Genomic DNA, 25,501 nt, shown 5'->3' on the forward strand with positions numbered 1-25,501 from the left:
GGATGAGGAGGTTCGACGTGCGCGGTGAACGCCCGAGCGAAGAGCAGCTGCGGCGGAATTTCGACACGATCCTGGCCGATGTGCGGGAGGGGCGTGGTGTGCGGACCGCGTCCGGTCTGGATTCGCCGACCGAGAACGCCCTGTGGGCGATCGCGGAGGCGTACCCGAACGCGACGGAGGACCTGGTGACCGCCGCCCGCGAGTCCTTCGCCGGCCAGCTCGACGGCAGCAATGCCGCCCGCTGGCGCGCGGACCTGGAGCGCCGGTTCGCCGAGCGCAAGCCCGCGTCGGACAGTTAGCGACGATCCCCGCGTGACCGTATCTCGCGAGTTCAGTGAAAACCGATCCGGCACACCGGATTCCGATCAGCAGCCCGAATCTGTCGCGGTCGCGCCCGATTCGGCCGCACCCGCCTTCGGGATCGAAAAGGCCGTCGATTACGACAGCCCGCAGATCCACCCCCTGTCCGCGGTCCTGGGCGAGGATCCTTCCTCGGACCCGAACGAAACCCCGGATGTCCCCACGGAACCCAGCCCCGATGTCGGCTTCAGCATGGCCGCCGAGGAACTCGACGTTCCCGAGCGCGCCCGCCGCCTCGCCCACCGTATAGCCGCCGAACTGCAGGAGCTGGCCCCCGAGGGATGGACCCAGGTCCGCGCCGCCTTCGCCCTGGCCGCCTCCGGCCAGCGCTCCCGCATCCTGTACGCGGACGACGACGAGCGCCAGGCCCTGGTGCCCGCGACCGACACGATCATGACCCTGGTGGCCGCCCATCGCCTCCTCTCCGCCGAACTCGGCGACCCCTGGTGGCGACTGGAACTGGACCTCACCTCCGAGGGCGCGCTGAGCGTCGACCACGACTACGGCGACGACCCGTTCCCGGACGACCAGCTGTTCTCCCCGCAGGAATACCTGGCCGACCTGGAGGCCACCCCGCGCGAGTCCCTCCCGACCTGGCTGGCCGCCTATGTCGGTCACGGAAACCGCCAGTCCCGTTCCCCGCGTCAGGCGGCCGAGCAGGCCCGCGCGGATCGCGAATCCGGTTATCTCCCGGTGGTTTCCGAGGACGACTTCCCGCCGTTCCCCTTGTTGTGGTCGCGCTGGGCGGCCATCGCCGCCGCGTTCGTGGCGGTCGGCTCGGAGTGGGGCCCGCGGGTCCTGCCGTCCTTCGGCTGGTTCGAGGGCTCCCGCCGCTCCGGTTCCTCCCTGTACGAGCTACCCGGCGGCCGCGCCGTGTTGTCCGGCGGTGTCTGGAACGCGCCGGAACTGGATGTCGCCTACAACAGCAAGACGCCGCTCCCGCGCCTGTACGCGGGCGCGCCCGAGTGGGTGGCGAACCCGGTGCTGAACACTCGTGCGGGCGGCGGCCTGCTGAGCTTCTGCTACTGGTGGGAGCGCGGCCGCTGGTATCGCGGCGAGTCCCCGTCGGCCGCCGATGTCGCGGTCGCGGTGCCCGGCATCTGGACCGCCGGCACCGTCGCCGATGTGATCTGCGACCTGCTCACCGAGCATCCGTCAGAGGAATTGCGCTCGGCCGTCACGAGTTTCGTCGATGGCGCGCAGCGCCGTGATGTCACTCACGCCCAGTTGTACGAAGTCTTCGGCGACGCCGCCGATCTGGACGCCGTGCACTACCAGCTGGCGCTGGCGGGCGTGGCCCGGCTGGGCCCGGAGCCGATTCCGCAGTCCGAGGCCCTCGAGATCGTGCGCCACCACCTCGACACCGAGGGCATCGACCCCGCCGCATTCCCGCCCGATCGCCAACGCGTGGAACGGCTTACGGTCGGCTGGCTGGTGTACGTTCCGGTGGAGCCGGAGGAGGTCGTGCTGGATCGCGCGCTCTTCTATGTCGCTGATGACGGCGTGGTGGAGGCGGCCACCTCCAGCACGCCGCCGTCGGTCTACCTGTCCGGTTTCGAACAGCGCTTCCGCCAACGGCATTCGTAGTGGGATCGCGGCCGACGAGTGGAGTATCGGTGAGATCTGGCCGTATCGTCGGAGTGTCGCGCGAGATTAGGAGTGGGACGTGAGTGAGGACGGCAGGAATCCCTGGCCCGGCCTGGCGCAGCAGGCGCACGCGGGCAATCTCGAGCTGAAACCGGGAGCCGCGCGCGAGGGCGCGAGACTGGCCGCCATCGCGGCGAACGCGCTGATCTATGCCAAGAGTTATCAGGATATTCTCACCACGCACAAGGGCTTCAGTGACAACGAGCATCTCTATCAGGTCCTGATTCTCAAGAAGCGTTTCAACGAGCAGGGTTTGGCGCTCGGACCGATCCTGGATCGCTACATCGAGCTGGTGAACGGCATGGCCGACACCATGATTCAGGCCGACAAGACCTACGACGTCGCCGAGGTGGACTCCAAGACGAAGTTCGACCAGTTGAAGAAGGCGGCCGACGCCAAGGACACCGACCCGGCCAAACCGTCCCTGGACCACGGCAAGATCTTCGACCTCGGTGGAGACTCCGCGCCGCGCATCGACCAGCACGCGAAGGGCAATGAGGGCCTGTACAAGGTCGCCCACGAGCAGGGGCACTACGAAGCGATCGATCCGGAGAACCCTTACGCGCACCATGACCTCGACTGGTTCTATGAGGCGGGCGCGGGCATGGACCCGCAGACGGTGGCGAATTTCAGTGCCACCTGGGCGAAGGTCGCCAAGAAGGTCGACGACAGCTTCGAGGCGCTGACCAAGCAACTCACCAAGATGGTGGACGACAAGGACTGGTCGAGTGCGGGCGCGCAGAGCGCGGTGGACGCCGCCAACACCTTCAAGAAGCAGGCGACCGACCTCACCGACAACCTGCGTTCGATGGCGGAAAACCTGAAGTACGTGTCGGGTTGGCTGGAGAACACCAAGGTCATGATGCCCCGCAACAAGCCGACCGACTTCGATTACGACCACTACCAGCGCATGGAGAACATGATCAAGGCCGCGCAGCTGGCCTTTCAGCACTGGTATGTGCCCGGCCTGACCGGCGCGGGTCAGGCCGTCCCGCGGCTGACCGATCCCACCGCCCCCAAACCCCACCTCGATGGCCCGGGCGGGCGGTCGAACAACGGTGGTGGCGACGGCCGGAGCGGCGGTAACGGCGGCGGGCAGAACCGTGCAGGCGGCGCGAGCATGCCGAATCTCGGCAACATGCCGAACAACAAGATCAACCCGAACGGTGTCGACCCCAACGGCACGAACCCCAATGGCACGAACCCCAACGGAATCGATCCGAATGGGACGAACCCCAACGGAATCGATCCGAACGGCACGAACCCCAACGGCACCAACCCGAATGGGACGAACCCGAACGGCACCAATCCCAACGGCACCAATCCGCAAGGGAATCCGTCCGGGACCAACCCGAATTCGAACTCCGGCCAGTCCAGTCAGGGCATGTCGCAGCTGTCGAGCGCGCTGCAGCAGGGCATGCAGGGCCTCACGAGCCTGCAGACCACCGAGCAGCAGAAGAAGCAGCAGCAGGAACTGAAGGACAAGCTGAAGGACTCCCCGCTGGCGGGCATGCCCAACCTCGAAGACCTGAAGAAGGGCCTGGGTGGTGGCGGCAGAGGCGGTGGCGGCGGTGGTGGCGGTGCGCCCAAGCCGATGCTCGAGACCTCGCGCCTGTTCCCGCGTGCCGCGCTGGCCGAAACCGCGGAATCGACCTCGATGGGCGTGGCCCGCGCGGGCGTCGCGGCGGGCTCCACCGGCATGGGCGGTATGGGCGGCGGTGGCGGTATGGGCCCGATGGGTCACGGCGCCGGCGGTCAGGGTCAGGGCGGCAAGGACCACAAGCGCCCCGAATTCCTGGATTCCTCAGAGTATTTGGACGAGGCGATGGGCACCGCGCCGGTGGTGGCCAAGCCGGTGGTCGAGGGCTGACGGTGCGATCCTGGTCCTTCACCGATCTGGAGTTCCTCGTGCTGTGGGAGGAGCTCGGCGAGGAGCATCTGCCCGAGCCGATGTTCTTCACCAGCCGCGCGCCGTTGTGGAGTGCCTTCCAGGACAGCAAGATTCACGCGCGCGACAGTGTGCGTGATCGCCACGACCAGGATCTGGCCGACGTGCTGCGCGCGCTGCACACCCCGGATGTCCGGATCGAGCTGCGCGGCTGGGATCTGGGCGACCGGGTCGTACCGGAGTCCAGTCTTCGGGTGATGGGGGTGCGTTCGGGCGACGCGGGCTACTTGCTGATGCAGCATCCTGGCGAAACCGCCGGGCCTGCCTCGGGATTCACCATCTCCGAGTTCTGGGCCAACGAGCTGGCCGAGCAGGTGGTGCGCCTGCTGCCGGAGGCGCCGGCGGGCCGTGGCGGCGATCGCGTGCTCGCCGAGGCCGAGGACGTGGTGGACACCGACTACGGTTTCGGCCTGTCTCCGGCGCACGAGACGCTGGAGGGCGGCGTGGTGGACCGTGCCGCGGAGTTCCTGGCGATCACCGCCTCGACCGCGGGCACCATCGATGTGGTGCAAGGCCGTTCGCGTTTCGGCCCGCGCGGTATCACCCGGCACCATCTGCAGTGGCGCGACCTCGCGGAGGACGGCCGCTATCTGATCACCGCCGACCATCCACCCGTGGCGATGGCCGCCGATCACCGCCGCGTGGTGACCGAAGTGAACACCCGGATCGCCGAAGTGGTCCTGGCGGTCGCCGACGAATGGGAGACGAACCGATGACCGCAGACGAATTCCCGAGCGAGTTCACGCTGTCCTCCCGGACCGGTGCGATCGTGGTCACCACCACCGAACAGGGCCTGCCCCGGGCGGTTTCGGTGGAACGGGACCGCCTGCGCCAGGACCCGGAGCTGCTGGCCTCGGAGATTCTGCGCCTGTGCAAGCAATCCGCGGCCCGCGCCGGTGTCGAGCGACGTGCCCAGCTGCGGGCCGCCGGGCTGTCCCCGGAACTGCTGGCGCTGACCGGCTTGCCGACCACCGACGATGTGACCAGGCAGGAGTACGTCGAGGAGCAGGACTACGAGACCGAACCCGACAGCTGGCTGCGCCCGATCTGAGCATGTGTGAATACGCGTGTGAAATATACAGTGCGGCAAGTTGATCCGCCGTACCCTCGATCACCTGGGGAATACCCGGTGTTCACCGGGCCGTTGGTCAATTAGTGAACTCTTCGTTATGCCGGGCGATTCACCGCTCTGTATAGTTCGAACCGAAATGATCTTCCTGATGGGGGTCTCATGAGCCATCTCGTTGCCACTCCGGACGCGATTCGCGCTTACGGCGATGCTTCGGCCGCCATGGCCACCGCGGTGGCGAGCGCCGCCGCGGTCGACCAGGTCGCCACGGTCGCCGCACTGGTACCGGTTTTCGGCCTCATCGGCCAGGACTTCCTGCTGAGTTACGCGGGCGCGCAGGGCAATCACCTGTCGTCGGTGGCGGAGCTGGCGGCCGTGCACGCCGGGACCGCGGTCACCGCGCACGAGGCCGCGGCGTCCTACGAGGCCGTCGACGGCGCCGCGGGCGTCGACTTCCTGTCGCTATCGCGGGACCTGTGAGTACGCCCTTCGACCAGGGTTCGACGGGAGCCGCGCAGGCCGCTCCCACGGTGGCGAGCGGGCAGTCGGTGGCGGATGCCCTGCGCGACACCGCTTTCGCGCCGCTGCTGGACTCGCCGGTCGCCGAGGTGCTGTCGACGCTGGGTTTGCCCGCGCTGCCGCAGATTCCGGCGCTGCCCCCGATGCCGGACATGCCGCCGCTGCCGACCCTGGATCTGACCGCGCTCACCAAGCCGCTCACCGATCTGGCCTCCACCTTCGGCACCGGCCAATTGGGTCAGGGTCTGGACGCGTCGCAGATGCTCTCGGGTGTCTCCTCGGCATTGCAGCAGGTGATGTCGATCGCGCAGTCGGTGATGTCGCTGGCCAATTCGAACTCCTGGGAGGGTTCGGGTGCGGCGGGCGCTGCCGAGAAGGGCGCGGCCGCGCAGACCAATGCGCTGGAACTGGAAACCCAGAACGGGCACCAGAAGACCGTCATGGCCGGTGCCGCGGGCTCGGTGGCCGTGGGTAGCGCGATGATGTCGGCCGTCATCACCAAGTTCGTCACGGGCGTCACCCTGGCCGCCCCGTTCATCGCCACCCCGCCGGGCCAGGCGTTCCTGCTGTCGCTGGCCAGCGAGACGGCGGCCGAGGCCACCGCGGTGGTGGCCAAGACCCGCACCGAGATGACGGTGCACAGCGCGAACATGACCACCGCCGGGCACAAGGTGAAGGTCACCGACGCGCCGAAGGGCGTGGACTCGCTCTCGCAGGTCACCCAGCTGTTGAGCGCGATCGCGCCGTTGAGCAGCGTCGCGGGGCAGGGCGCGCAGACCCTGCAGCAGTTGCAGTCGATCAGTGAGCCCTCGACCGTGCAGCCGGCGCCGGAGACCGAACCGAAGACCACGCAGCCGGGTCCGGGCGGACTCGGTGGCGGCGGCGGGCTCATGCCGATCGGTGGCCTGGGCGGCGGCGCGGGCGCGGCCCCGCTGGGCCAGACCAGCCCCCGGACCATGAGCGCGACCACCACCCCGCCGGTCGCCGTACCCGCCCCGGTGCCCGGTGTCGGCGGCGCCGGTATGGGCGGTGGCATGGTGCCGCCGCCGATGGGCGCCGCGGGCGCGGGCGCCGGGCTGGCCGGCGACGCCGACGAGGAAGTGCGCACCAACCTGGTCACCGGTGAACACGGCGACGAGGTCGTGGGCGAGCTGGGCTACACGGGCGTGCCGGTGATCGGCGCGGTCGGCACCAACGGTCCGCGCCCGGCACAGTGATCCACAGCGCGAACCGGTGATCGACACCGCGGAAACCGGCTCGGTGTCCGTCGGTGCGACACGGTAGGATTCGCGGCGAAAGGGAGGGACGATGAGCGAATTCAACTTGGGCGGTGTGCGTTTCGACGCGGACACGGTGCTGGCCGCCGCCGCTGACCTGGAAGCCGTGGCCGATCGTCTGGAGGCCGCGCTCGGCGCGGACGCTTCGGTCCTGGCCGTGCCCGCCGCGGGCTCGGACAAGGTGTCGCTGTCGGCCGCCGAGACCCTCAGCGCCGTCGGCGCGTCCTTCGTGGACCAGAGTGGCGGCGGCATCGACGAATTGCGCAAGCTGGCCGCCGTCGTGCGGCAGCAGGCCGCCACCTTCGGCAAGGTCGAAACCGACAACTCGACCGACTTCACGAACCTCTGACCGATCGCGGTGCAGACCGCGGGATCACTCCGATTCGCGTGAGCGAGACTCCATCTCGCTCAGCATCTGGTCCGCCTGCGCGTGCCACCGGGCGGCGTTGCTGCCGTCCAGTTGGCCGGCGAAGGCTTGGCGCGCGGCCTCCACGAGGTCATCGGTGGCATTCGGATGGGCGCGGGCGACAGCTCGGAGTGCGGTGCGGGTCTCCTCGTCGAGCCCGGTCGAGCTGCGCAGCCCCTGTCCGGCCAGCGCGCGCGCCAGCATGCTCTCGAAGTTCAGCTTCAGTTGTTCCTGGCTGGGACGGCCATGCCGCACGTCCGTCTCCTTCTGCTTCGGCGTCCGGGCCATCGTATCGAGCTGCCCGATGCCCGCGGTGTGCCCGGCTCGCGTTCCGGGATCTCAGAGTTTGAAATGCCGGGGCTCGCCGGAGGTCAGCTGCCAGTCGTCGGCGAGCAGTGCGTCCAGTGCCGCCTGGAGCAGCGCGTGCTCCGCGTTCCCCGCTTCGAGCCACCGTCCCCAGTGCACATCGAGTGTGAGGACCAGGATGCTGTCGAACCAGATCCTGAAGGTGACCGGTGGCAGGTAGGGGGCCGCGTCGGGGAGCGGGCCGAGCCATGTGGTTCCGTCCGCCTCGGTGGTGACGGGGAGGTTCAGGGTGTCGTCCCACAAGGTGACCGGGAGAACGTCCGAGCTCGGCGCTTCGTCGGTCCGTACGAAGCGGGTGGTCGCACCCAGCGGGGCGATGCTCTCGAACATCACGAAAAACCCTGGCGGGCAAGTGATCGTATTCAGCGCCTGCCGGTAGGTGCTGATCAGGTCCGGATCGGTGAGGACCGGAAACCGTGTGACGACAGCCGGTTGCGGGCCGTCGCCCTGCGGCAGCGGCGTATCCGTCCGCAGGACTTCCCAGTACTGGTCGGAGGGCCGCGGGTCGTCCACATTGATGTAGGTGCCCTCGATCGCGCAGGTGAACCACAGATCGAAGCCCGTGGGGCGCACGACATTCGCCAGATGGTCGCGCACGCGCAGCGCATCCGCGAACAACGCCTCGGAGCTCTCGACGTCCACGGGAAAGCTGCGCGTGAAGGTCAAACTCTCACCATGCGGCCGATACTCGCTGAATCCGATCACTGAACCTTTCTCCATCCCTCACCGTCTCGGACCATCTGTCCCAGCAGGTTGCCATTCTCGTCCACGAAGCGAACGGCATCGAGGTTCGCCAGGTTCGGGTGCAATTTCTTGTTGACGGTGAAACTCTTGGCCAGCTCGTCGAGGAGGTTGCCCGTCTTGCGGACATTGCCGTTCGGGTCGACGATTTCATAGTCCCATCCGTTCGCGCCGAACCTCCGTTCGTTGCCGCCGCCCAGCGGCTGGACGCGCCCTTCCGGTGGACTCTCGGGCATGACCACCGTGGTCTCGGCGGACGGTATCCGGTCCGGCACCGGCGCTACGGCTTTGTCCGCGCCGTGCAGTGCGGCGCCGTGCATGCTCGTCGCCTGCTCGGGCAGATGTTTCATCCGTTCGATCTCGACCCGTCGCTCGACTGTCGTCGACCCATTGTTCGCGGTGCGTTCGACGAGGATGTCGAACGACTTGTCCCCGGATACACCGGGATTGAACCGGACGCTCAGTTCCGGGTGGGCTTCGATCTCGCGAGCCAATCGGTCGAGTTCGGTGAGCTCGGCGGCCTTGTCGAGAACCTGGTCCATATCGCTGGCTCGGGCGCGCGGGGCGGTCTCTCCCATCCAATCCTCGAGCCCTCCCACATTGCCGCCGTCGACTTCGCGGTTCACCAGGTCCGTGAACTTCTGCGCCAGGTCGGGACGCCCCGCGTTCTCGAGCGCGCTCACAATGTCTCGGGCGTCCTGGTGGAAGTTCCCTTGGTATCCCGGGAGCGGCTTGATCGGCTCGGGAGCGGGCGGGTTGACATCCTCGGGACGGGGCAGCAGATGGTCGTGATTCTGCTCCACATACTCGGCGAGCGCCGCGTCGTGCTCGGTGAACGACTGCCACGCCGGGCCCCGGTTTTCCTGCTCGCGCAGGCCGATGCTGTCGGCGAGTTCACCGAATTTCGCACGTAGTCCAGGCAATTCGTGAGCTCGGGCCGGATCGTTGGTGGCCGCGAAGATGTCGTTGACGTGCGCGCGGACCTGCTCGAATCGATCCCTCAGCTGCTCGTGGCCGGGAGGGGCTTGCTCCGCGAGAGGCAGGAAATCACGCGCGTATTCCGCGAGGTAGGTGGACAGCGCCTGGTCGTGTTGGTCGAACAGCTGCCACATGGCACCGCTGTTCTCGGCGTCGCGCAGACCGAGACCGTCGTATTGTTCCGCGAATCGCTCACGAAGGTTCGTCGATTCATCGGCTCGGGCGGGATCGGCGGCGGCGCGATCGATTTCCGCTGCCAGGCTGCGCAGGTTATCGAAGCCGTCGCGAAGTTCCGGTGTCAGCTGGCCGCTGTCGCGCAGCTGTTCGCCGATCGGCTGTTCGGGCCGGTTCGGGTCGGCCGGCGTCGAACCGGGGTCTCGAGGTTCGTCAGGGATGCCGCTGCGGGCCCTGGCCCGTCTTTCCGGGGGTTCCTGTCTCGTCGGCGCGTGCTCTTCCGGTAGCCCTTGCTGCGTCGCCTCCCAGAATCGGCCGCTCACAGTGCGTTTGAGTTCGGTGCTGAGCGCCGCCTCCTCCGGGTGCATGGCGCGGTTCTCGTCCTTGGCCAGGGCCTTGAAGTCGCGTTGCACCTCGTAGAGCGCGTGTTCGTAGCTGGCGACGGCGTCGATGTGGCTCAGATGCAGGCGGAGTTCGGCGATGTGGCCGTTCTCCAACTGGACTTTCATTTGCAGGTCGCGGTAGCCGGAGGGCGTGGGGTGGTCGAAGCGGTCCTCGAATTCGACGATCCGCACCCGGGGATCGTTCTCGATCATCTCGAGCGCGCGGTAGGCGTCGGAGACCTGGTCGAAGACGATCTTCGCGCCGACCAGGTCGGTCAAGCGGGAGACGTCGCCGTCGTAGCCCTTGATCTTGTCCCAGGCGCGGGTCTCGTCCTTCGGGGCGTCGCGCCAACCGGGCGTGCCCTCGGTCTCCTGCGCGATGTCCCGGACGACGTCATTGAGCGCGTCCTGCGACGCCCGCCAGATGTCGTACTGCTTCCGCAGGAACTCGCGCTGGTATTCCGGGTCCTCGATTCTGCCGTAGTCGAATTCGGGCTGCCTGCGGCTCGATTCGGGCACGTCGCCGATCGCGTCCCGGATCTCGTGCGACATCGCCCGCTCCGCCGGGGTCAGCGGGGTCGGCTCGATGTGAACCGGTTCCGCCAGCGCCGATTCCGGTCCGCGCTCCGCGACCGCCTTGACGGCATCGTGCAGGACCGGCAGACCATCGGGGTGGGTGAGCACTGACGCCAGTGTTTTCGGGCGTTCCAGCAGCGAGCGTTCGAGGTGCTCGTTGCTCCGGAGCATGTCGGCCAGCTCGGGATGCTGGGGGAGCAGATCCCGGATGACGGCGCTGACCGGCGTGTCGACACCGTTGATCGAGGTGGTGATGCCGAGTTCGTCCGCGCGGTCCAAGGCGGCCGACACCCGAGGCTGCTCCAGGTAGCTCTCGACATCGGGTGCGGAGGGGCCACCGGCTTCGGGCGATTCGGGCGCGGTGGCGGGGCCCTCGTGTTCGCCGTTCGGCTCGGATGAACCGGGAGACTTCCCCTTTCGTGCACGCGGGTCCTGGCCCGCGTCGTCGGGACGATGCGAGAAGCCGTCCGGGGTGCTGCCGTGGTCGCGGGCGCTGTCGAGGAGGTGGTGGTACAGGACCCGGGCGGGCTCGGTGGCGCCTTCACCGTGATACTCGACATCGGTGAACGCCTCGGCCACCGCTTCGGGGCCGTCGAATCTGCCGTTCTCGTCGAAGCTGTAGCCGCTGAGCTGATCCAGCCATTCGTGGAAGGCGTCCTTGTCCATCCCGCCGCGGGTGGCCTCGAAATGGTCCGCCAGAGCCTTGTAGGCGGTCAGCTCGGCGTGTTCCTGGGACTCGATGGCGAGCACATGGCCGAACTCGTGCACCAGGGTCGAGTGGATCGGGCGGTCGGCGGATCCGGGAACCAGATGGCCGTCCGCCTCGTCTTCCGCGATCTCGCGGGCCATCCGTTCGGGATCGAGCGCGTAGTCCCGGTCCAGGACCACTTCGTCGGTGTACATGCGGCCCGACGGGCTGTGCCCTTCGTACGTCGCGGCGTAGGTGCCGGGGTCGCCGATCGAGTCGATCGACACCTTGCGCAGATCCACGTCCGGGTAGCGGGTCAGCATCTCGTCGATAGCGCGAGCGAACTCGCGCGCCACCTCGGGGTCGAGCAGTGGATGGTCGAACCCCGACACTTCGAGGTCCCACCGCTTCGCCAGTTCGTCCGCGACCTGGTTGCTGTCCCGGTTCGACCACTCGTCTTCGGGACGCTTCGACCAATCACTCTCTGCTGGATCAGGTTTCGATGGGTCGGCCGGTGTGTGCGAATCCTGCGCGTCAGTGGGTTTCGAGTTCTCGTGGCCGCGGGCCCGCGCGCCGTCGCGAGCGTCGTGCTTCGCCGCGTCAGGGGAATGCGTCCTGGCCTCGTGCTCACCCGGCATCGTTGTCACGACGAGAGCGGGCGCGATTTCGTCGTGCACCGGGGAGTCCCTGGGTGTGGGAGCTTCCGGCGCCGGGTCGCCGCTGTCGGGGCGTCCGCTGCCTCGGCGCTCGTTCTCGCGCTGAACCTCTGTTGCCGGCTGCTGTCGCGGTTCGTGCTGGGCTTCAGGCTCTTTCGGTGTCTGCTCGGCCCGATCCGGTAGGGAGTCCTCGGGCCGTGGTCCTTCGGGCGCGGGATCCCTCCGCGATGGTTCCGTTTCGGGTGACTTGCCCGAGGGGTCGGTGCGGTCGGTCGGCTTCCCCGTCGGAGACTGCTCCGGCTTCGTGGCGGATTCCGTTGGAGTTGACCGTGTTTGGGTGTCGGAGGCGGCTTCCGCAGGCCGGGCCTCGGGGGTGCGGCCTAGTGGCGCGGCTCTGTCCTGGGCGCCCGCCGCGACATTGCCGCGGTGGTCGGTCGCCGCCGTCGATGCGCGCGGCCCCTCACCGGCTTGTGGTGCGGGAGTTCCGGCCCGCGGTGCGGCCGTGTCGGCCGGCTTGGCGGTTGTCTCTCCGAGCTTGGTACCGGTCTCACCGGTCTTCGGGCCCGTATCGCCCAGCTTCGGGCCCGTATCGCCGAGCTTTGTGCCCGTATCGCTGAGTTTTGAGCCCGTATCGCTGGTCTTCGGGCCCGAGTCGCCGGCTTTCGGTCCCGCATCATTGAGCTTCGTGCCGGCGTCGCTGTTCCGAGAACCTCCGTCGCCCGTTGTAGTCGCATTGGTCTGGAGATCATTGCGCGGAGCTTCCGAAGCCGGCGCTGCTCGCTCCCCGGTACGGGCGTCGGCCGGTTCGTGGCTGACCGGTTGTTCGGACGCCGCGGCGGGGTGAACATCGTGTGGTGCACCGCGTCCGGGCTGCTCGCCCGCCACCTGAACCTCCGGCGCGGGGGAGTGGACCTCCGGTGCGGGGGCATGCGGGGCACTGCCGTCGGGACTGGGCCTCGCCGTGGTCGCGGTGTCGCTCGGAGCGCTGTGGCCGTTCTCCATCCCATGGTTCGCTCCGCCGCCGACGCCCATGGCCAAGCCACCGATCAGCAGCTCGGTGTGGAAGGTCTTGTCGACCTTGCTCCAGTCGCCACCGTTGTCGTAGAGCTGGGTGGCGAGTCCGGTCCCGTACATGCCGACGGCGCCCATGCCGCCGCCGACGCCGCCGGCGATGGCTCCGCCCAGCCGCGAGGGGAGCCGCGTATCCCTCAGCAGGTCTCCCACTTTCGCGTGGAACGGCGCGCCGACGGCGCCGCCCACGCCCCACATGAGACTGGTCTGGAAGGTCTGCTTGAGGTTGAAGCCGTCGTCGCGGTGGCCCTCCAGGATCTGGATGAACTGCGTACCGGCATCCAGCCCGGCCCCCATCGTGCCCGCGCCGAGCCCCGCGACCAGGGACTTTCCGCCGTACTTCAATGCGGTGTTGAGCAGCGGCCGCGTCGCCGCCTGCGCGGCGAGCTTTTCGCCCAGCGGCACCGTGATCTCGCGAAGCAGGGGCTGGGCGAGGGTTTCCAGGGCGGCCCGGGCTCGGAGCAGCCCGATCCGCTCCATGACCTTTTCGGCGAAGATGCGCAGGGTCCCGCGCGCGGTGAGCAGCACTTCCGGTACGAGCGCCTCGCCGAACAGGGTCGCGCTCAGCTGGAGCACGGTGTACAGCGTGAGCAGCGCGAAGATCTCCGACTGGATCTTGGCGTACTCGATTTCCGTTGCGGTGGCGCGCGTATCGTGGCCGAGCTGGTTCAAGCATTCGACCAGCTTCTGGATGGAATAGTCCTTGCCGTCGAACAGCGTCGCGAGCTCGGCGCTGACTTTCACCGCGCCGTCGCTGTCATAGAACTGGGGCAGCCTGCCGGTGACGGTCCTCAGGTCGGGTTCGAGCTTTTCCAGGTCGGCCGCGGCCTTCTTCCAGGCGTCACCCAGATCGAAGAGTGCGTCCTGATCGCCCTTCGGATAAGACATTCCGAAGTTGAGGGCCGCCATCAGCCAGTTCGGTAGGTGGTCTCCAACCCAGGTCCATCCGGACAATCATCGGCTCCACTTCGCAGCTGATCGTAAGGTCCGGGCTCCCAACCGGATTGGAAGATTCTCCGATTCACCCTACCCAGAGTGCTTCTGCCGGTCCAATTCTCGCGAGACTACCGGGCGTCGCCCACCCAGGTATAGCGGAAGGTCGGAGCCTCGCCCGCGGTTCGCCGCGCGAATTCCTCTTCCCACGTCCGGAAAGTCGTGCGGTAGAGGTCGGCGATCCGGTCCCGCTCCTCGGGGGCGAGTCGCCGCCGTTCCCGCTCGGCCCGCTCGAATATATCTTTCGCCTGGCGGTACATATCGAATATCGGGCCGTCGCCGCGGAGATACGTGCTGCGCGCTTCTTCGGTCGCGCGGATGAACCGCTCTTCGGTCAGCTCCGAGAAGTCCAGATCCGCACCAGGTTTCAGAACCGCGTCGATATCCTCCGCCGACGCCGGTTCGAAGGCGCCGGTCCGGATGTTCAAACGCTGCCCGACCACGATGCCGTGCTCGGGCTCCTCGAGGCGAATGGTGCCGTTGCGGAACCGGAAGAAGGATGGCGACTCTTTCAACCAGAGCATTGGCCTGCCTTTCGGGATCTTCCGCGCGGTCGAGCCACATCATCGCATCGGCGGGCGCCGGCCGATCATTCGCCCGGTGTCGATCACCAGCCGGGTGTCGCGGCATCCGAATGCGCTCGGGCCTTGGGATCGTGCTCGAACTCCTCGACATTCTCGAACCGCGGCCCGGCGTCGGCGTCGGGTTCCCGGCGTTCGGCGGCATTCGGCGGCGCCATCGAAACCTCAGGGGGAGTGGGCATCATGGCCTGGATATCGGGCATGAGCGGGAAGACTTCGGACAGCGTCGGCATCTTCGCCTTCTCGGCCTGCAATGCCGCCAGGATCTCCTGCGACTTCTCCCTGACCTGGACGGCGGCTTCCTGCGCGGCCGCGGTGACGGCGGCGGCGATCTCGGAATAGGTCAGTTCGTCGATGTCATCGGAGAATTCGGTCTTGATCACGGCACCGTCGGCATTGACGGTGACCGTGACCCGTCGCCCACCGGCACGCGCGCTCGCTGTCAGCCGGGCTCGGTCCCGCTGTGCCCGTGCGACGGCGGCGAAACTGCCCTGCACCATCTCGGCCAGATCGGCCAACTGCGCTTTCGCGACCTCGTTCGTCATCGATCAGAAGCCGTTCTTGTTGGCCTCATCCATGTTTTCGAGCTTGGTCGCGCCGTCGCGCAGGCCCTTCGAGTACTGCGCCAGCAGCGTCGTCTTCGACCCGAGTGCGGCCAGCAGACCGGGCTTGCGCGCGTCGTATCCGCTCTCGCCCTCGGCGAACTGGTCGCCGAATTCGTCATGACCCCAGACGCCTTCGTGAGCGTCCGCGGCCGCGGTGATCGCGTTGAGAATGTCGGTGACCTTGGTGTTCACGTCATCGAGTCCACCTGCTACGGAACGCATTCCGGCGATCTCGACCTCTACCTTGCTCACGTCGAACCCCCAATGTTCATCTGACCATCAGGTTGCGATCATATACGCGACTACTCGGCGACACCCGCCAAGATCAGTTGAAAATAGGCGCTGTCGAGATCGATGTCGGGGCCCACCAGCGCGCGGGACAGCAGTGTGCGCGTCACGGTGCCGGTATCAGCTGCGGCTATCAGCGCCGTGAGCCAGGACGACGCATTGCCGTCGAATACCTGTGTCAGCACGTCGTAGACGGCATCGTCATTCCATACGCCGGGGAGCGCGTCCTGCACGCCGTTCGCGTCCGGGGACTCACCGCGATACCACGCGTTTCCATCCCACCAGTAGCAGAACGACATCAAACCGTTTGCGGCCCTGGGGCTTAACACCGGATCCGCGACCCAATCCGGAGCCCCCCGATAGAACTGCGGCATCGCCGTGCCGCCGTTGTACACGGCATCCAGCTCCGGTGCGTTCCAGATGCCACCGGACAGCACCGCCCGACCGTGCGGCAGCCGATGCAGCGTCGAACCGCTACGAGTTCGGCCCTCGAACCAGCCGAGCGCGCTCGTAACTCGCGGTCCGAGTGGAGATTTCACTGCCACGAACGCCGCGGAGATCAGTGCCCACCGCGCCCACAGGACCGGGAGCGGCGGAAGTCCCTCTCCGGCCGGAACCGCCGTGGCGTCGGCCTGCGCCGCCGCGAAGGCGGTACTCGGAGTCCGCGCCTGCCGATCACCATGTCCGATATACGCCGCCAGCCAGACCGGCAGCCGCTCGCGCGGATACTCCAGCAGGTCGGCGAGGTACGCCTGGGGTGGGAACAGCTGCTGCTCGGGGAAAGGCTCAGCGCCGTAGTCGTATTCGATCCGTGCGGGACCGGTCGTGGTGACAGCGGCGAGAAACCGCCACCAGGGCCCTTCGGCCGACGTCGCCGCCAGCTGCCGAGCCTCCCGCAGCAATTCGACCGCACGCCTCGACAGCGGCACCTGCGCGACGCTCTGTCCGTCCGACACGATGACCTGCGCGGCCTCATCCGTGACGGTCATCGCGATGGCCGCTTCCAGCCGATCGAACCCGTCCGGGATCAGGGCAAGAAGTTCGTCGGCTACCCGATCGGCCACCTGCTCAGCGGTACTGCTGCCCGACTCGGGCGCCGGGACTGCCGCAGCCATCCGGAAACCCACATCCGGCGACTCGGCGGTCGAATTGTCTTGACTCACACTGTTCCTCGTTACCCAATCAGCTTCCGGTGATCACCTGAATAGCAGCCTGCTGAGCCGCGTCGCCGATCTCACCGACCCGAAACCCGCGATCCGCGATGTGCCGCACCAATTCCGGCTCCGGCGCCAGTCCATGCTTGTGCAGATAGTGCGGCACCGCCCCCGCCCACACCCACACCCCATCGGTCCGGAAGTTCAACGGCACATCCCGATCCCCAGGCGCGAACTCATCCTGCTCGAAACTCCGTGCCGCCAACACGATCGGCGCCGACTCCAGATACGCCAGCACGGCCGTCCGCGTATTCCCCTCCACCGCGGGCCGATCCACGACAGGCCGCCCGTCGGCATCCTTGCCGTCATAGACGCGCGCCATCCGCGGCGGTTGCACGGCAGTCGGTGTCGGCTCGATCTTGACGGTCGCCTCCACCGCAGGCGCGGGTTGCGCGGGCGCGAAGGGATTCGCCGGGGGAGTGGGTGCGAACGGATTGGCCGGCGGAACGGGTGCGAAGGGATTCGCCGCCGGAGCAGGGGCGGAGGGATTCGTTGAGGAGGCGGGCGCAAAGGGATTCGCCGCCGGAGCGGGGGCGAAGGGATGGGGCGCCGGCGCGAACGGGTTGGGCGCGGCGTTCATCGGTGCATAGCTCGCCCGAGGCTGGGCCGCCGCGCGTGGTCGCGCCGACTGCGCCACCAGCCCCGCCACGGCCGCGGCGAAGGACAGCAACAGCGCCAGCACCATCATGACGAGACCGATGCCCAGGTATTCCCAGAAGTTGAGCCCCATGATGGTGAAGGTGGAAATCAGCCCGTTGATTTCGTCCGTGAATATGAGCGCGGCGGCGGCCGCACCTGCCGCGCGCACTGCCGGATTCCGCGCACCCGCACCCGTGAGCAGGGCAATCGCCACCACGACCACCACGATCAGAATGAGTACGAAATGCACCAGCAGCAGCGGCGCCGATCCGTCCGAGTTCGTGCGCCAGATGGACCTGAAGTATGAGCTGTCGCTGATCGCCGGTTTGAACGACCCCGCCAGTTCGACAACGGCCGCGACAAGCAAGAACACACCCGTCACCCGGTCCGCCGCCCCACCGGCTGCCCCGTTGGTCTCCTGCAGCGCACCGCTTTTCGAAACCACCGCATCCCGCAGCCCACTCACCAGAGCCCCGATCGCAACCAGCATCGCCAGCATGAGCACCCAGAATCCAGCCGCCGGTGAGATGTTCTCCTTGAACCCCTGCGCATAAGCCATCACGTCCCCCGACGAGATCGCCAGCACCATCCCACCCGCGAAGGCCGCCACCCAGAACAGCACACTGCGCCGAGCACCCACCCCCACCACGAGCAATATCCCCGTCACACCCGCCACGAGCCCGATCAGCACATACGGCACAGCGGAGAACCAGTCGGCAAGCCCGGATCCCCCGTTCCCCTCCCATACCGACGTTTCCCACGACCGGCCACCGAACTGAACGCTCGCCACAGGCGCCCACAACACCGCGAACACCAACACCGCCGCCGCGATCAACAACCCCCCGGTGACCCGCCCCGCCCCCGCGCTCCCCGCCCCGCCCGCACCCATGACGCCGTCATTCCGCATGTAACTCATAGCTCCGCCCATCCCTCCCCATGTGATCCTGCGACCCTAATTGCCCAGCTCTCCCGACGCCAACGAGAGCAGCAGCCGCGTCGGAGCTAGCGTTCGATCACCGACATCGAGTTACCGCGGTTATTGATGACGTAGAGAGTGTGGGTGGACGGATCCACTGCCGCGTCACACGGCGATTCGCCGACTCCGATGGTGGACATGACCACATGGGACAGACCGTCGATCACGGAAACCGTGCTGCTGCCGGAGGTCACGTAGACGGTGTGGGTGTCCTTGTCGAACGTGACTGCCTTGGCTGATTCAGGTCCTCCGTGACCAGCATCCCCTGCGAGGTTGATGGTGGCGATGACAGCGCGGGATGCCGTGTCGATCACCGATACCGTTCCGTCGTCGTAGTTGGTCACGTATGCGGTGTGGGTGATGGGGTCCGCTGCCACCTGCCGGGGACTCTTCCCGACATTGATGGTGGCTGTGACCTTCTGGGATGTTGTGTCGATCGCGGAGACGGTATTGCTCTTCGTATTGACCGCGTACAGCGTATGGGCGTTTGCGTCCAGGGCCAACTGATCTGAATAGTCGCGGACGGGAAAGGATGACCGGACGGTGCGAGCGACGGCGTCGACCACAAATATCCTCACGCTGCTGCTGGTGTAGAGCGTATGCGTGTCCGGGTCGACCGCTATTCCCTGGAGAAACGACGCATCCTTGACGGCAATTCCATTGATGACGGTCCGGGTCTCCGTGTCGATCATCGTGATGAACCCGGATCCCAGAGTGAAGAGGGTGTGGAGGCCCGGATCGAGAGCCATTCCCCACACATTCGATTGCCCGACATCGATGGTCGCGGTCACGGTATGAGAGACCGTGTCTACTGCCCAGACTCGCCCGAGTCTGTTGTTGCCGACAAAGGCGGTATGGGTGGCCGCGTCTACGGTCACGTACTCCGGCATCTCCCCTACCTTGTAGGTCGGGACCTGCGGTGGGTGCGCCAGGGAGTAGTCCTGCGGTGGTTCTGGGCGTGTCGCGTACCAGCTGATCGGTGCTGCCACCGCGGTGGCGACAGCCAGGCTGAGCAGGATGCGGCCACGCCGCACCTTCTTCTTGCCAATATCCGGCGGCGCATCGGTGGTCTCGCGGGTGCGCTCGCTGCGCCGCGAGTCCGGAACAGATTCGACGAGTACGGTTTCGGGTTCCCACCAACGATCCTCATCGGCGTGATTCAGTTCCGGGGGCCGCGGTGCCTGGAGCGTTGGCGCGGTTGGTGCCCTCAGGTCGGTAGAGACAGCCAGGGCGTTGCGGGCAGCTGTCGCCAGCTCTGCCGCTGTTTGATACCTCTGTGCGGGATCCTTGGACATGCCCCGCGCGATGACGTCGTCGAACGCCGCCGGCACGTCCGGCCGGACCACGCTCGGCCGGGGCGGAGGGCTGGTCAGGTGCGCGGTGATCTGTTGTTCCAGACTGGCACCGGGGAAAGGCTGTGAGCCGGTGAGGCATTCGTGCAGGACGCACGCAAGCGCATACACATCCGACCGAATGTCGGCCACACCTGCCAGGCGTTCCGGGGACATGTAGGCGAAGGTGCCGATCGCCGCGCCGGTGCTGGTCAACCCAGCCTCGGCGGCGGAGCGTGCGATACCGAAGTCGATGAGGTACACGAAGTCGTCCGCGCACAACAACATGTTGGAGGGCTTCACATCCCGGTGCACGAGCCCATTCGCATGCGCGGCAGTCAACGCAGCCGCGACCTGTCCTACGACCGACACCGCCAACGCCGGTGGCATCGAACCACGCTGGGCGAGCACAGTATCCACGCCTTGCCCCTGCACCAGCCGCATGTCCAGATACATACGTCCGTCGATTTCACCGTACTGGTGGATCGGAATCACGTGCGGGTCGTTCAACCCCGCCGCCGCGCGTGATTCACGTCGGAACCGCTCCCGGAATTCAGGATCGGCAGCCGAGTGCGGCGGCAGAACCTTCAGCGCGACGATCCGGTCACTACGGGTGTCGAACGCCTCGTAAACCTGCCCCATCCCACCTTCGCCGAGCAGACGGCGCAGCCGGTAGTGCCCGAACGGAGTCCCTTTGTCCACGAACGCCCACATCCCCCGTCGTACTGCCTGATTCGCGTTGCAAATGGTATCGGGTCACCAACTGTCTGCGCCGATTCGGCCCGGTGTGATGTCGTCGAGCTCCTCGACATCGGTCAAGGTCATGAGCCTCGGCCGAGGAAGGATCGACTATTGAACTAAGGAGGAGATCGCGCGCATCGTTCGAGAATTGGTGCAGCGTCGCAAGACCCACTCGCCACACTCGGGTGAGGTAGGGCGTGCGATCGAGTAGGTCGCAGCCGATTTGCGGGGCGGGGCCACTCGCCGCTCGGGTCGCTAGGCTCGGGTGCGCGACGTCAGGGGAGTGGTGTGGGGATGACAATCGTTTCATGGCAATTGCCGCTGGTCTTCGGTCTGGTCCTCATCCGCCTGCTGGCCCCGGGCTGGCTGATCATGCTCACCCTCTGGACGCTCGGCCTGCCGGCTTTCGTGGTCTGCGCGCCTCTGCTGTTCGCCGCGGCCTTGTCCACCGCTGATCAGCATTCGCTACTGAAGATCGCGGACATCCTGCTACTGATCGCGGCCTTCACCGTGCCCGACGGCGGAGACAACAGCGGGTATCGCATCCCGTTGTTGACCCTGGTCAAAGGCGATCCCTCGATCGACGAGAAGAACTTGATAGGTAGAGGATTGGTTTGGATCGGTATGGCCAGCGTCCTGGCCTACGTCATCGTCCTCCTCGTCATGTGGCTCCAGATTGGTGAGTTACATGGTTGGGTGTCAACGGGATTCGAGACGTGACCCGGGAGGGGCGCAGGCCTTCAATCGGACATGGGGAATCCAGTCTCTGAACGATCAGTGCGACAGAGACGTCAGGATTTCCCGGGTGAAACTGATCGCGGCATCGTTGGCCGTCGCCGGGCCGGAGTCTCTGGCGCGGCTATCGCCGAATCCGCTGGCGGTGATGCGCACGCAGGCATTCGCCTGTCGCACGACGATATCCGCGCGCGGGTACCCGCCGTTCTTGCCGAATATGCCTGTGATGAGCCATCCCTGGTCGACGGCTGGTCCATTGTCGCCGAGTCGCGAAATCTCCTGCTGTGACTGGTTCGCATAAGTCGGCGCTGCTGTCACCATCTCCTGCCGACCGGTGGTGAAGCAGTCTTTCGCGCCCGATTCTCCGGCCTCCACGGTCACCGTCGCCTCGACGGTCGAGAGGAGACCGGTGCTGCCGGACCAGCGCAGATATCTGTTCGAAGCATCCCGGTCGTAAGCGTTGCATGCCGTACCGGGCAGGTAAGCCGCTACCGTCCCCGCCGGAACCATGTCGCATCCCTTCGGTGCGCTGGAGAGGGAGATGTTCGGCGCGCTATCCCTCGAAATAGTAATGGCGGCAACGATTCCCACACCGAGTATCAGCACCGCTCCGGCGATGAGGACGGCTCGCGTTTCTTTGGACAGGTTCGGCAGTGGAGCCGATCGTCCGCCCTGCCGCCGCCCCATCGCCTCGAACGCCGCGTCGGGGAACAGCTCGCGCGGCAGGACGATGCCGCGGGTGCCCCTCTCGCGCAGGAAGATTCCTCCACCGATCCTGGCGAGATCCTTGATCCCGTTGTAGGGGATGGTGGTGGTGCCGGTAGTCAGCGCCAATTCCAGTGCGTCGCGGTGAAATATTGCCGATATCGAGGTGCCGGGGGCGGTGTAGGCGGCGATCGCCGGGTTCCGTCTGACCATCGCGACAGCGGTGAGCAGGGCGCAGACAACGATCGCGATCGCGAGGATGAAAAGATAGAACAGCGGCAGGGTAGCGGGGCTCCAACCGGGTTTACCGGCGGAGACGAAGAACTCGAGAAAGCGCCGCGACAGCAGGATCAGGGGGATCAAGAGCAGGCCGCCCCACAGGGAGGGCGAGCGCCAGCGAGCCAGGGCCTGGACGCGACTCAAACGCATGGTGGTCTCGGAGTCCGCGATCGTGGTGACCTCGAGCGAATGGCCGGTCGGAGCCGAATCTTCGGCATGCGAAGGCTGCCACGACTGGTTCATTCGTCCCCCATTTGACTGAGCATGTCTGTCCGGACCCTACCGGTCGACCCCCGGTGACGCGACTGCGTGACGGCAACGAGACGACCGGCTGATCCGGCTCACTCGCTCCCGGAGTGCTCGGTCCGATCCTCCCGCGCCTGTTGGATGACATGCTCGGCCTCGGTCACGCGCCGTATGAAATTCTCCGCCTGTTCACGCAGTTCAACTGGTGCCGGCTGCCACGTCGGGCTGGTCATGAAAATAGCCAGCTTGTCCCGCTTCTCGACCTCGGCCGCAGAAGGATGGACGCCGATCACCGGCCAGAGTTCCTCGAGATTCTGGGCCGGTAGGTCCCAGTGAGTCGTCCGCAACCAGTTCTCATTCCACCACGTGGTCTCGTAGCTCTCGCGGTGGGGTGGCGCAGTCACCTTGAAATCGGTGATCTCCAATCCGGAGTCGAGTACGGCGGTTGTGAAAATTGTCCTCCAGCGGGCGATTTCCTGATCGCTCAGATCAATATCATCGGCGGCGGAAATCAGGATGGACCACTGGTCCTCGGAATGGCGCCATAAATTGAGCATCAATGAGGAATCGCCGTCGTGGCTGATGTCTCGCCAGCCGAAATCCTCGTCCTGCCAGTCGCTCAGCCTGCCCATCTTGGTCAGCCCCAGCTTGGCGCGTATCTGCTCGAGTCGCTCCTGGTCGAGGTGTCCGTGCAAGTCGAGCCTGCAGCGTGGACGCCGTCGTTTCAGCCTCTTCATGCGTCGTTCGATCCTCATCTACTCGGGCATTTCGCAGTGCGGCTCAATGATCGTCGTGCTCTACCTGTGTTCTGAGTCGGCCGGTTGATGGATGACATCCAAGGTGGCCGTTCCAGGTTGTGCCCAGGAGACGTACTCGAACTGCCACTGCGAGCCTATCCCGGTCTGTGGATAGGCCAGGATCACTTCCCTCCGGATGGCCTACCCGGACGGCGACCTCACGGCAGCCGCTGCCGGCCATTCCGATTGGTTCTTGTCGACTGAGGCGACGCCGCCCCATGTGACTCCCTCTCTGTGCAACCAGAAGGATTCGACGACCTAAGCGCTGACGTGGCCTTGGTCGCTGGAATCCCGTTGTGTGGCTGTGTATCCGGATCGTGGGCGGAACTCGGCTCATCCCTCGGAGGCTCGGAATGGGACTGTTCGTTCTGAGGCAGCAGATGCTCGCGACGTACTTCTCCAGCGCGGCATCGTGTTCGTGGTACAACTGCCACGCGGTAACCTATCCCTCCCGATCGCGCAGCCCGAGCTGATCGACAATTTCGGATCGCACACGTAGAGAGGGCAACTCAGGCGGTCGTGCGGGATCGTCATGCGCCGCGAAGATGTCGTTGATGCGCCCCCGACACTGTTCGAAACGATCCTGAAGATGCGGGGTCAGCGTTGACGAACGATCCGGAACAAGCTGTGTCTGTCCCCGCGGATCCCCGCCGTCTAGTACTCGATCGTCAGGTACCCGGGCCAGGTCTCGGTCTGACGGTTGGCTCCCTGGACCGCGTTCGTCGCCCTGCTGATCAGCTCGGGATTGGTGTTCCCGGTCGTCTGAATCTGTTGGCTTTCCCGGTTCACGATCAGCCGGAGTTCCGTGCTCGGTTCCGGCGGCTCAGTCAGGGACTCCGCTGTCACCAAGTACTCGATCTCGGTCTGATCCTCCCGAGCCCGTTGGATGTTCAGTCTCCACCGGTGTGGATAGATCTGTCCGCCCGCGGGCATCGGTTCGCCCGTCCGGATCGATTGGTCGTACATCTCGCCCCATGTCAGTGGATGCATCGAGCTGCCATGGCTGATCACCACCCCGGTGATGGGGTTCACTATCAGGCAGACCCCGGTCCCCGGTGTTCTCGCTGCCTGGTTCGCCTCGTCTGGCGTGAGGATCCGCCAGCAGACCCAGGCGTGCTCCATCCGACGCATGCCCAATTGCTGGTACTCCGAAATGATGTGGGCCTGTCGGAGATACTGTTCCACCTGTTCGCTGGTGAGCAGCTCTTGCACCCTCGAGCCTCCATTCGGAACGACTTCGCGCATCGGTAATCAGAGATTCTCGCCCAGACACGATGCACCCTGGCCTTGGTGGTCGATACTGGCTGAACAACCTAGTGATCAGCGGACTTACGGTTGCGTGGGTCAAATTCGGTTCCGGAGATCTCATCGTGGAACTTGTTACTCGCGAGGACTTCTGGATCGGGTGAGGCGATGCGCAGTTTCTGCCGGGCTTCCTTGAACATCTTCCCGTACTCTTCGAGATCCTGCGGGGTGGGCGGCTCGATTCCTGCCTCTTCGGGAGTGGAGAAGGTTCTACCGGCGATCTCGCTGCTCATTGCTACCTCACGTCTGTTCGAAACGATCCTGAAGGTGCGGGTCAGCGTTGACAGATGATCCGGATCGACTCGGAGTCAGGTAGGGGTTCACCAGTCGTCCGCGCGAATCCGTCCGGGTGTGATGTCATCCAGTTCCTCGACGTCGGTGAACGTCATCAGCGGCTGGTTGTTCTCTTGCCGCTCAGGCGAATTCGGGGGAGCGGTGGAGGCGGGGATGGGTTCGGGGATGCGTTCGGTGAGGTCGGGCATGCCTTCGATGAGGTCGGACATCTTCGGCATGCGGCCGCGGCGCTCCTGGATCGGGTTCAGGAGTTCGGAGCTCTTGCGGGCCAATTCGGTGGCCGCGGCTTGGGCGGCTTCGGTGATGGCTTTTCCGAGCTCGAGGAGCGGGAGGTCTTCGAGCTCGGGGTCCAGGCGGGTTTCGATGACCGTGCCGTCGGCGTTCACGACGACGGTGACCCGCTTTTGCAGGGCGTAGCCGGTGGCCATGAGTTGGGCACGCTTCTGCTGCATATCGCCGAGGACCCGCATTTGCTGCTGGAACTCGTCGATCATCGACGCCAGTTCGGCTTTCGCGCTCTCGTTCGCCATGGTTACTTGAACGCGCCGGCGCTGTTCTGGTCGGTGCCGTCGAGCTGCTTGCCGGACTTGGCCTGGCCGTCGGAGTTGTCTCCGGCGTTCTTGGCCAGGGTCTCGGACAGGTTCTTCAGGGTCTTGCGAGCCGCTTTGTAGCCGGAGCCGTCCTCGGCGCCCGCGAATTGCTCACCATAGGTGTCGTTGCCCCACGGTTCGCCCTTACTGCCGAGGGTGGCCATGAGACTGTCCACCACCGTGCGTAGTCGAGCGTTGACGTGGTCGGTCTTGACGGCCGCCTGCCGCAATAGCTCCGGATCGACCTCGACTTTGTCCGTCATCTGGTTCTACTCCTCCCCGTACAACACTGACGCCGACAGTAATTGGGCGCCGTCATCGAT

At 66.1% G+C, this 25,501-nt stretch carries 24 protein-coding genes; 9 read left to right on the forward strand and 15 right to left on the reverse strand.

Annotated elements, in window-relative coordinates; all coding sequences use genetic code 11:
- The first annotated feature begins 17 nt into the window (after positions 1-17).
- The 8 genes from ACFRAQ_RS28700 (at position 18) to ACFRAQ_RS28735 (ending at position 7,169) form a co-directional block, all read left to right on the forward strand.
- A complete protein-coding gene (locus ACFRAQ_RS28700) occupies positions 18-299 on the forward strand; it encodes a hypothetical protein (RefSeq protein ID WP_379105116.1) in 282 nt (93 codons plus the stop codon).
- 13 nt (positions 300-312) lie between these two features.
- The gene (locus ACFRAQ_RS28705) at positions 313-1,947 is read left to right on the forward strand and encodes a hypothetical protein (RefSeq protein WP_379105118.1); all 1,635 of its coding nucleotides are present in this window, start codon (positions 313-315) and stop codon (positions 1,945-1,947) included.
- Between the two features lie 79 nt (positions 1,948-2,026).
- Positions 2,027-3,877, forward strand: coding sequence for a WXG100 family type VII secretion target (locus tag ACFRAQ_RS28710; protein WP_379105120.1), 1,851 nt, complete (start codon positions 2,027-2,029; stop codon positions 3,875-3,877).
- Between the two features lie 2 nt (positions 3,878-3,879).
- Complete coding sequence (locus ACFRAQ_RS28715) at positions 3,880-4,671, forward strand: ESX secretion-associated protein EspG (protein ID WP_379105122.1); 792 nt, start codon at positions 3,880-3,882, stop codon at positions 4,669-4,671.
- The gene (locus ACFRAQ_RS28720) at positions 4,668-5,006 is read left to right on the forward strand and encodes a hypothetical protein (RefSeq protein WP_379105124.1); all 339 of its coding nucleotides are present in this window, start codon (positions 4,668-4,670) and stop codon (positions 5,004-5,006) included. Before ACFRAQ_RS28715 ends, ACFRAQ_RS28720 begins: the two co-directional genes overlap by 4 nt.
- 180 nt (positions 5,007-5,186) lie before the next feature.
- Positions 5,187-5,504, forward strand: a complete 318-nt coding sequence (locus ACFRAQ_RS28725; protein WP_357089064.1) for a type VII secretion target — start codon at positions 5,187-5,189, stop codon at positions 5,502-5,504.
- Positions 5,501-6,760, forward strand: a complete 1,260-nt coding sequence (locus tag ACFRAQ_RS28730; RefSeq protein WP_379105127.1) for a hypothetical protein — start codon at positions 5,501-5,503, stop codon at positions 6,758-6,760. The genes ACFRAQ_RS28725 and ACFRAQ_RS28730 overlap by 4 nt, the downstream gene beginning before the upstream one ends.
- 91 nt (positions 6,761-6,851) lie before the next feature.
- Positions 6,852-7,169, forward strand: a complete 318-nt coding sequence (locus ACFRAQ_RS28735) for a PE family protein (RefSeq protein ID WP_379105129.1) — start codon at positions 6,852-6,854, stop codon at positions 7,167-7,169.
- Positions 7,170-7,193: 24 nt separating this feature from the next.
- On the opposite strand, the gene ACFRAQ_RS28740 is transcribed toward ACFRAQ_RS28735, so the two are convergent.
- The 9 genes from ACFRAQ_RS28740 to ACFRAQ_RS28780 form a co-directional block, all read right to left on the reverse strand.
- Positions 7,194-7,481: a hypothetical protein gene (locus ACFRAQ_RS28740; protein WP_379105131.1), complete on the reverse strand. Its 288-nt coding sequence runs from the start codon at positions 7,479-7,481 to the stop codon at positions 7,194-7,196.
- Positions 7,482-7,565: 84 nt separating this feature from the next.
- A complete protein-coding gene (locus tag ACFRAQ_RS28745) occupies positions 7,566-8,258 on the reverse strand; it encodes a hypothetical protein (RefSeq protein WP_379105133.1) in 693 nt (230 codons plus the stop codon).
- Between the two features lie 35 nt (positions 8,259-8,293).
- Complete coding sequence (locus ACFRAQ_RS28750) at positions 8,294-13,747, reverse strand: hypothetical protein (RefSeq protein WP_379105135.1); 5,454 nt, start codon at positions 13,745-13,747, stop codon at positions 8,294-8,296.
- Positions 13,748-13,923: 176 nt separating this feature from the next.
- Positions 13,924-14,376 (reverse strand): hypothetical protein, encoded by a 453-nt coding sequence (locus tag ACFRAQ_RS28755; protein WP_379105137.1) that lies wholly within the window; start codon positions 14,374-14,376, stop codon positions 13,924-13,926.
- A gap of 83 nt (positions 14,377-14,459) precedes the next feature.
- Positions 14,460-14,978 carry a YbaB/EbfC family nucleoid-associated protein gene (locus ACFRAQ_RS28760; RefSeq protein ID WP_357285218.1) on the reverse strand — a complete coding sequence of 173 codons (519 nt, stop codon included), beginning with the start codon at positions 14,976-14,978 and terminating at the stop codon, positions 14,460-14,462.
- A gap of 3 nt (positions 14,979-14,981) precedes the next feature.
- On the reverse strand, positions 14,982-15,290 hold the full coding sequence (locus tag ACFRAQ_RS28765; protein ID WP_357285220.1) for a hypothetical protein: 309 nt from the start codon (positions 15,288-15,290) through the stop codon (positions 14,982-14,984).
- 50 nt (positions 15,291-15,340) lie between these two features.
- Entirely contained in the window at positions 15,341-16,441 is a 1,101-nt protein-coding gene (locus ACFRAQ_RS28770; RefSeq protein ID WP_379105140.1) for a hypothetical protein, read from the reverse strand.
- A gap of 67 nt (positions 16,442-16,508) precedes the next feature.
- Entirely contained in the window at positions 16,509-18,095 is a 1,587-nt protein-coding gene (locus ACFRAQ_RS28775) for a hypothetical protein (RefSeq protein WP_379105142.1), read from the reverse strand.
- Positions 18,096-18,181: 86 nt separating this feature from the next.
- A complete protein-coding gene (locus tag ACFRAQ_RS28780; protein ID WP_379105144.1) occupies positions 18,182-20,188 on the reverse strand; it encodes a serine/threonine-protein kinase in 2,007 nt (668 codons plus the stop codon).
- Positions 20,189-20,521: 333 nt separating this feature from the next.
- Here ACFRAQ_RS28780 and ACFRAQ_RS28785 point away from each other — a divergent pair, with 333 nt between their 5' ends.
- Complete coding sequence (locus tag ACFRAQ_RS28785) at positions 20,522-20,947, forward strand: hypothetical protein (RefSeq protein ID WP_379105146.1); 426 nt, start codon at positions 20,522-20,524, stop codon at positions 20,945-20,947.
- Between the two features lie 54 nt (positions 20,948-21,001).
- Here the strand turns inward: ACFRAQ_RS28785 and ACFRAQ_RS28790 are convergent, their stop codons facing one another.
- From ACFRAQ_RS28790 to ACFRAQ_RS28815, 6 genes are all read right to left on the reverse strand, one after another.
- Positions 21,002-22,189, reverse strand: a complete 1,188-nt coding sequence (locus ACFRAQ_RS28790; protein WP_379105148.1) for a YcxB family protein — start codon at positions 22,187-22,189, stop codon at positions 21,002-21,004.
- A 98-nt stretch (positions 22,190-22,287) separates the two neighbouring features.
- Positions 22,288-22,929: a hypothetical protein gene (locus tag ACFRAQ_RS28795; protein ID WP_379105150.1), complete on the reverse strand. Its 642-nt coding sequence runs from the start codon at positions 22,927-22,929 to the stop codon at positions 22,288-22,290.
- Positions 22,930-23,643: 714 nt separating this feature from the next.
- Entirely contained in the window at positions 23,644-24,201 is a 558-nt protein-coding gene (locus ACFRAQ_RS28800; protein ID WP_379105152.1) for a hypothetical protein, read from the reverse strand.
- Positions 24,202-24,302: 101 nt separating this feature from the next.
- The gene (locus tag ACFRAQ_RS28805) at positions 24,303-24,527 is read right to left on the reverse strand and encodes a hypothetical protein (protein WP_379105154.1); all 225 of its coding nucleotides are present in this window, start codon (positions 24,525-24,527) and stop codon (positions 24,303-24,305) included.
- Between the two features lie 87 nt (positions 24,528-24,614).
- Positions 24,615-25,118 carry a YbaB/EbfC family nucleoid-associated protein gene (locus ACFRAQ_RS28810; RefSeq protein ID WP_379105156.1) on the reverse strand — a complete coding sequence of 168 codons (504 nt, stop codon included), beginning with the start codon at positions 25,116-25,118 and terminating at the stop codon, positions 24,615-24,617.
- Between the two features lie 2 nt (positions 25,119-25,120).
- Positions 25,121-25,441, reverse strand: a complete 321-nt coding sequence (locus tag ACFRAQ_RS28815; RefSeq protein ID WP_379105158.1) for a hypothetical protein — start codon at positions 25,439-25,441, stop codon at positions 25,121-25,123.
- Between the last annotated feature and the right edge of the window lie 60 nt (positions 25,442-25,501).

It is taken from the genome of Nocardia sp. NPDC056611 (assembly GCF_042792755.1).
Lineage (GTDB): Bacteria > Actinomycetota > Actinomycetes > Mycobacteriales > Mycobacteriaceae > Nocardia.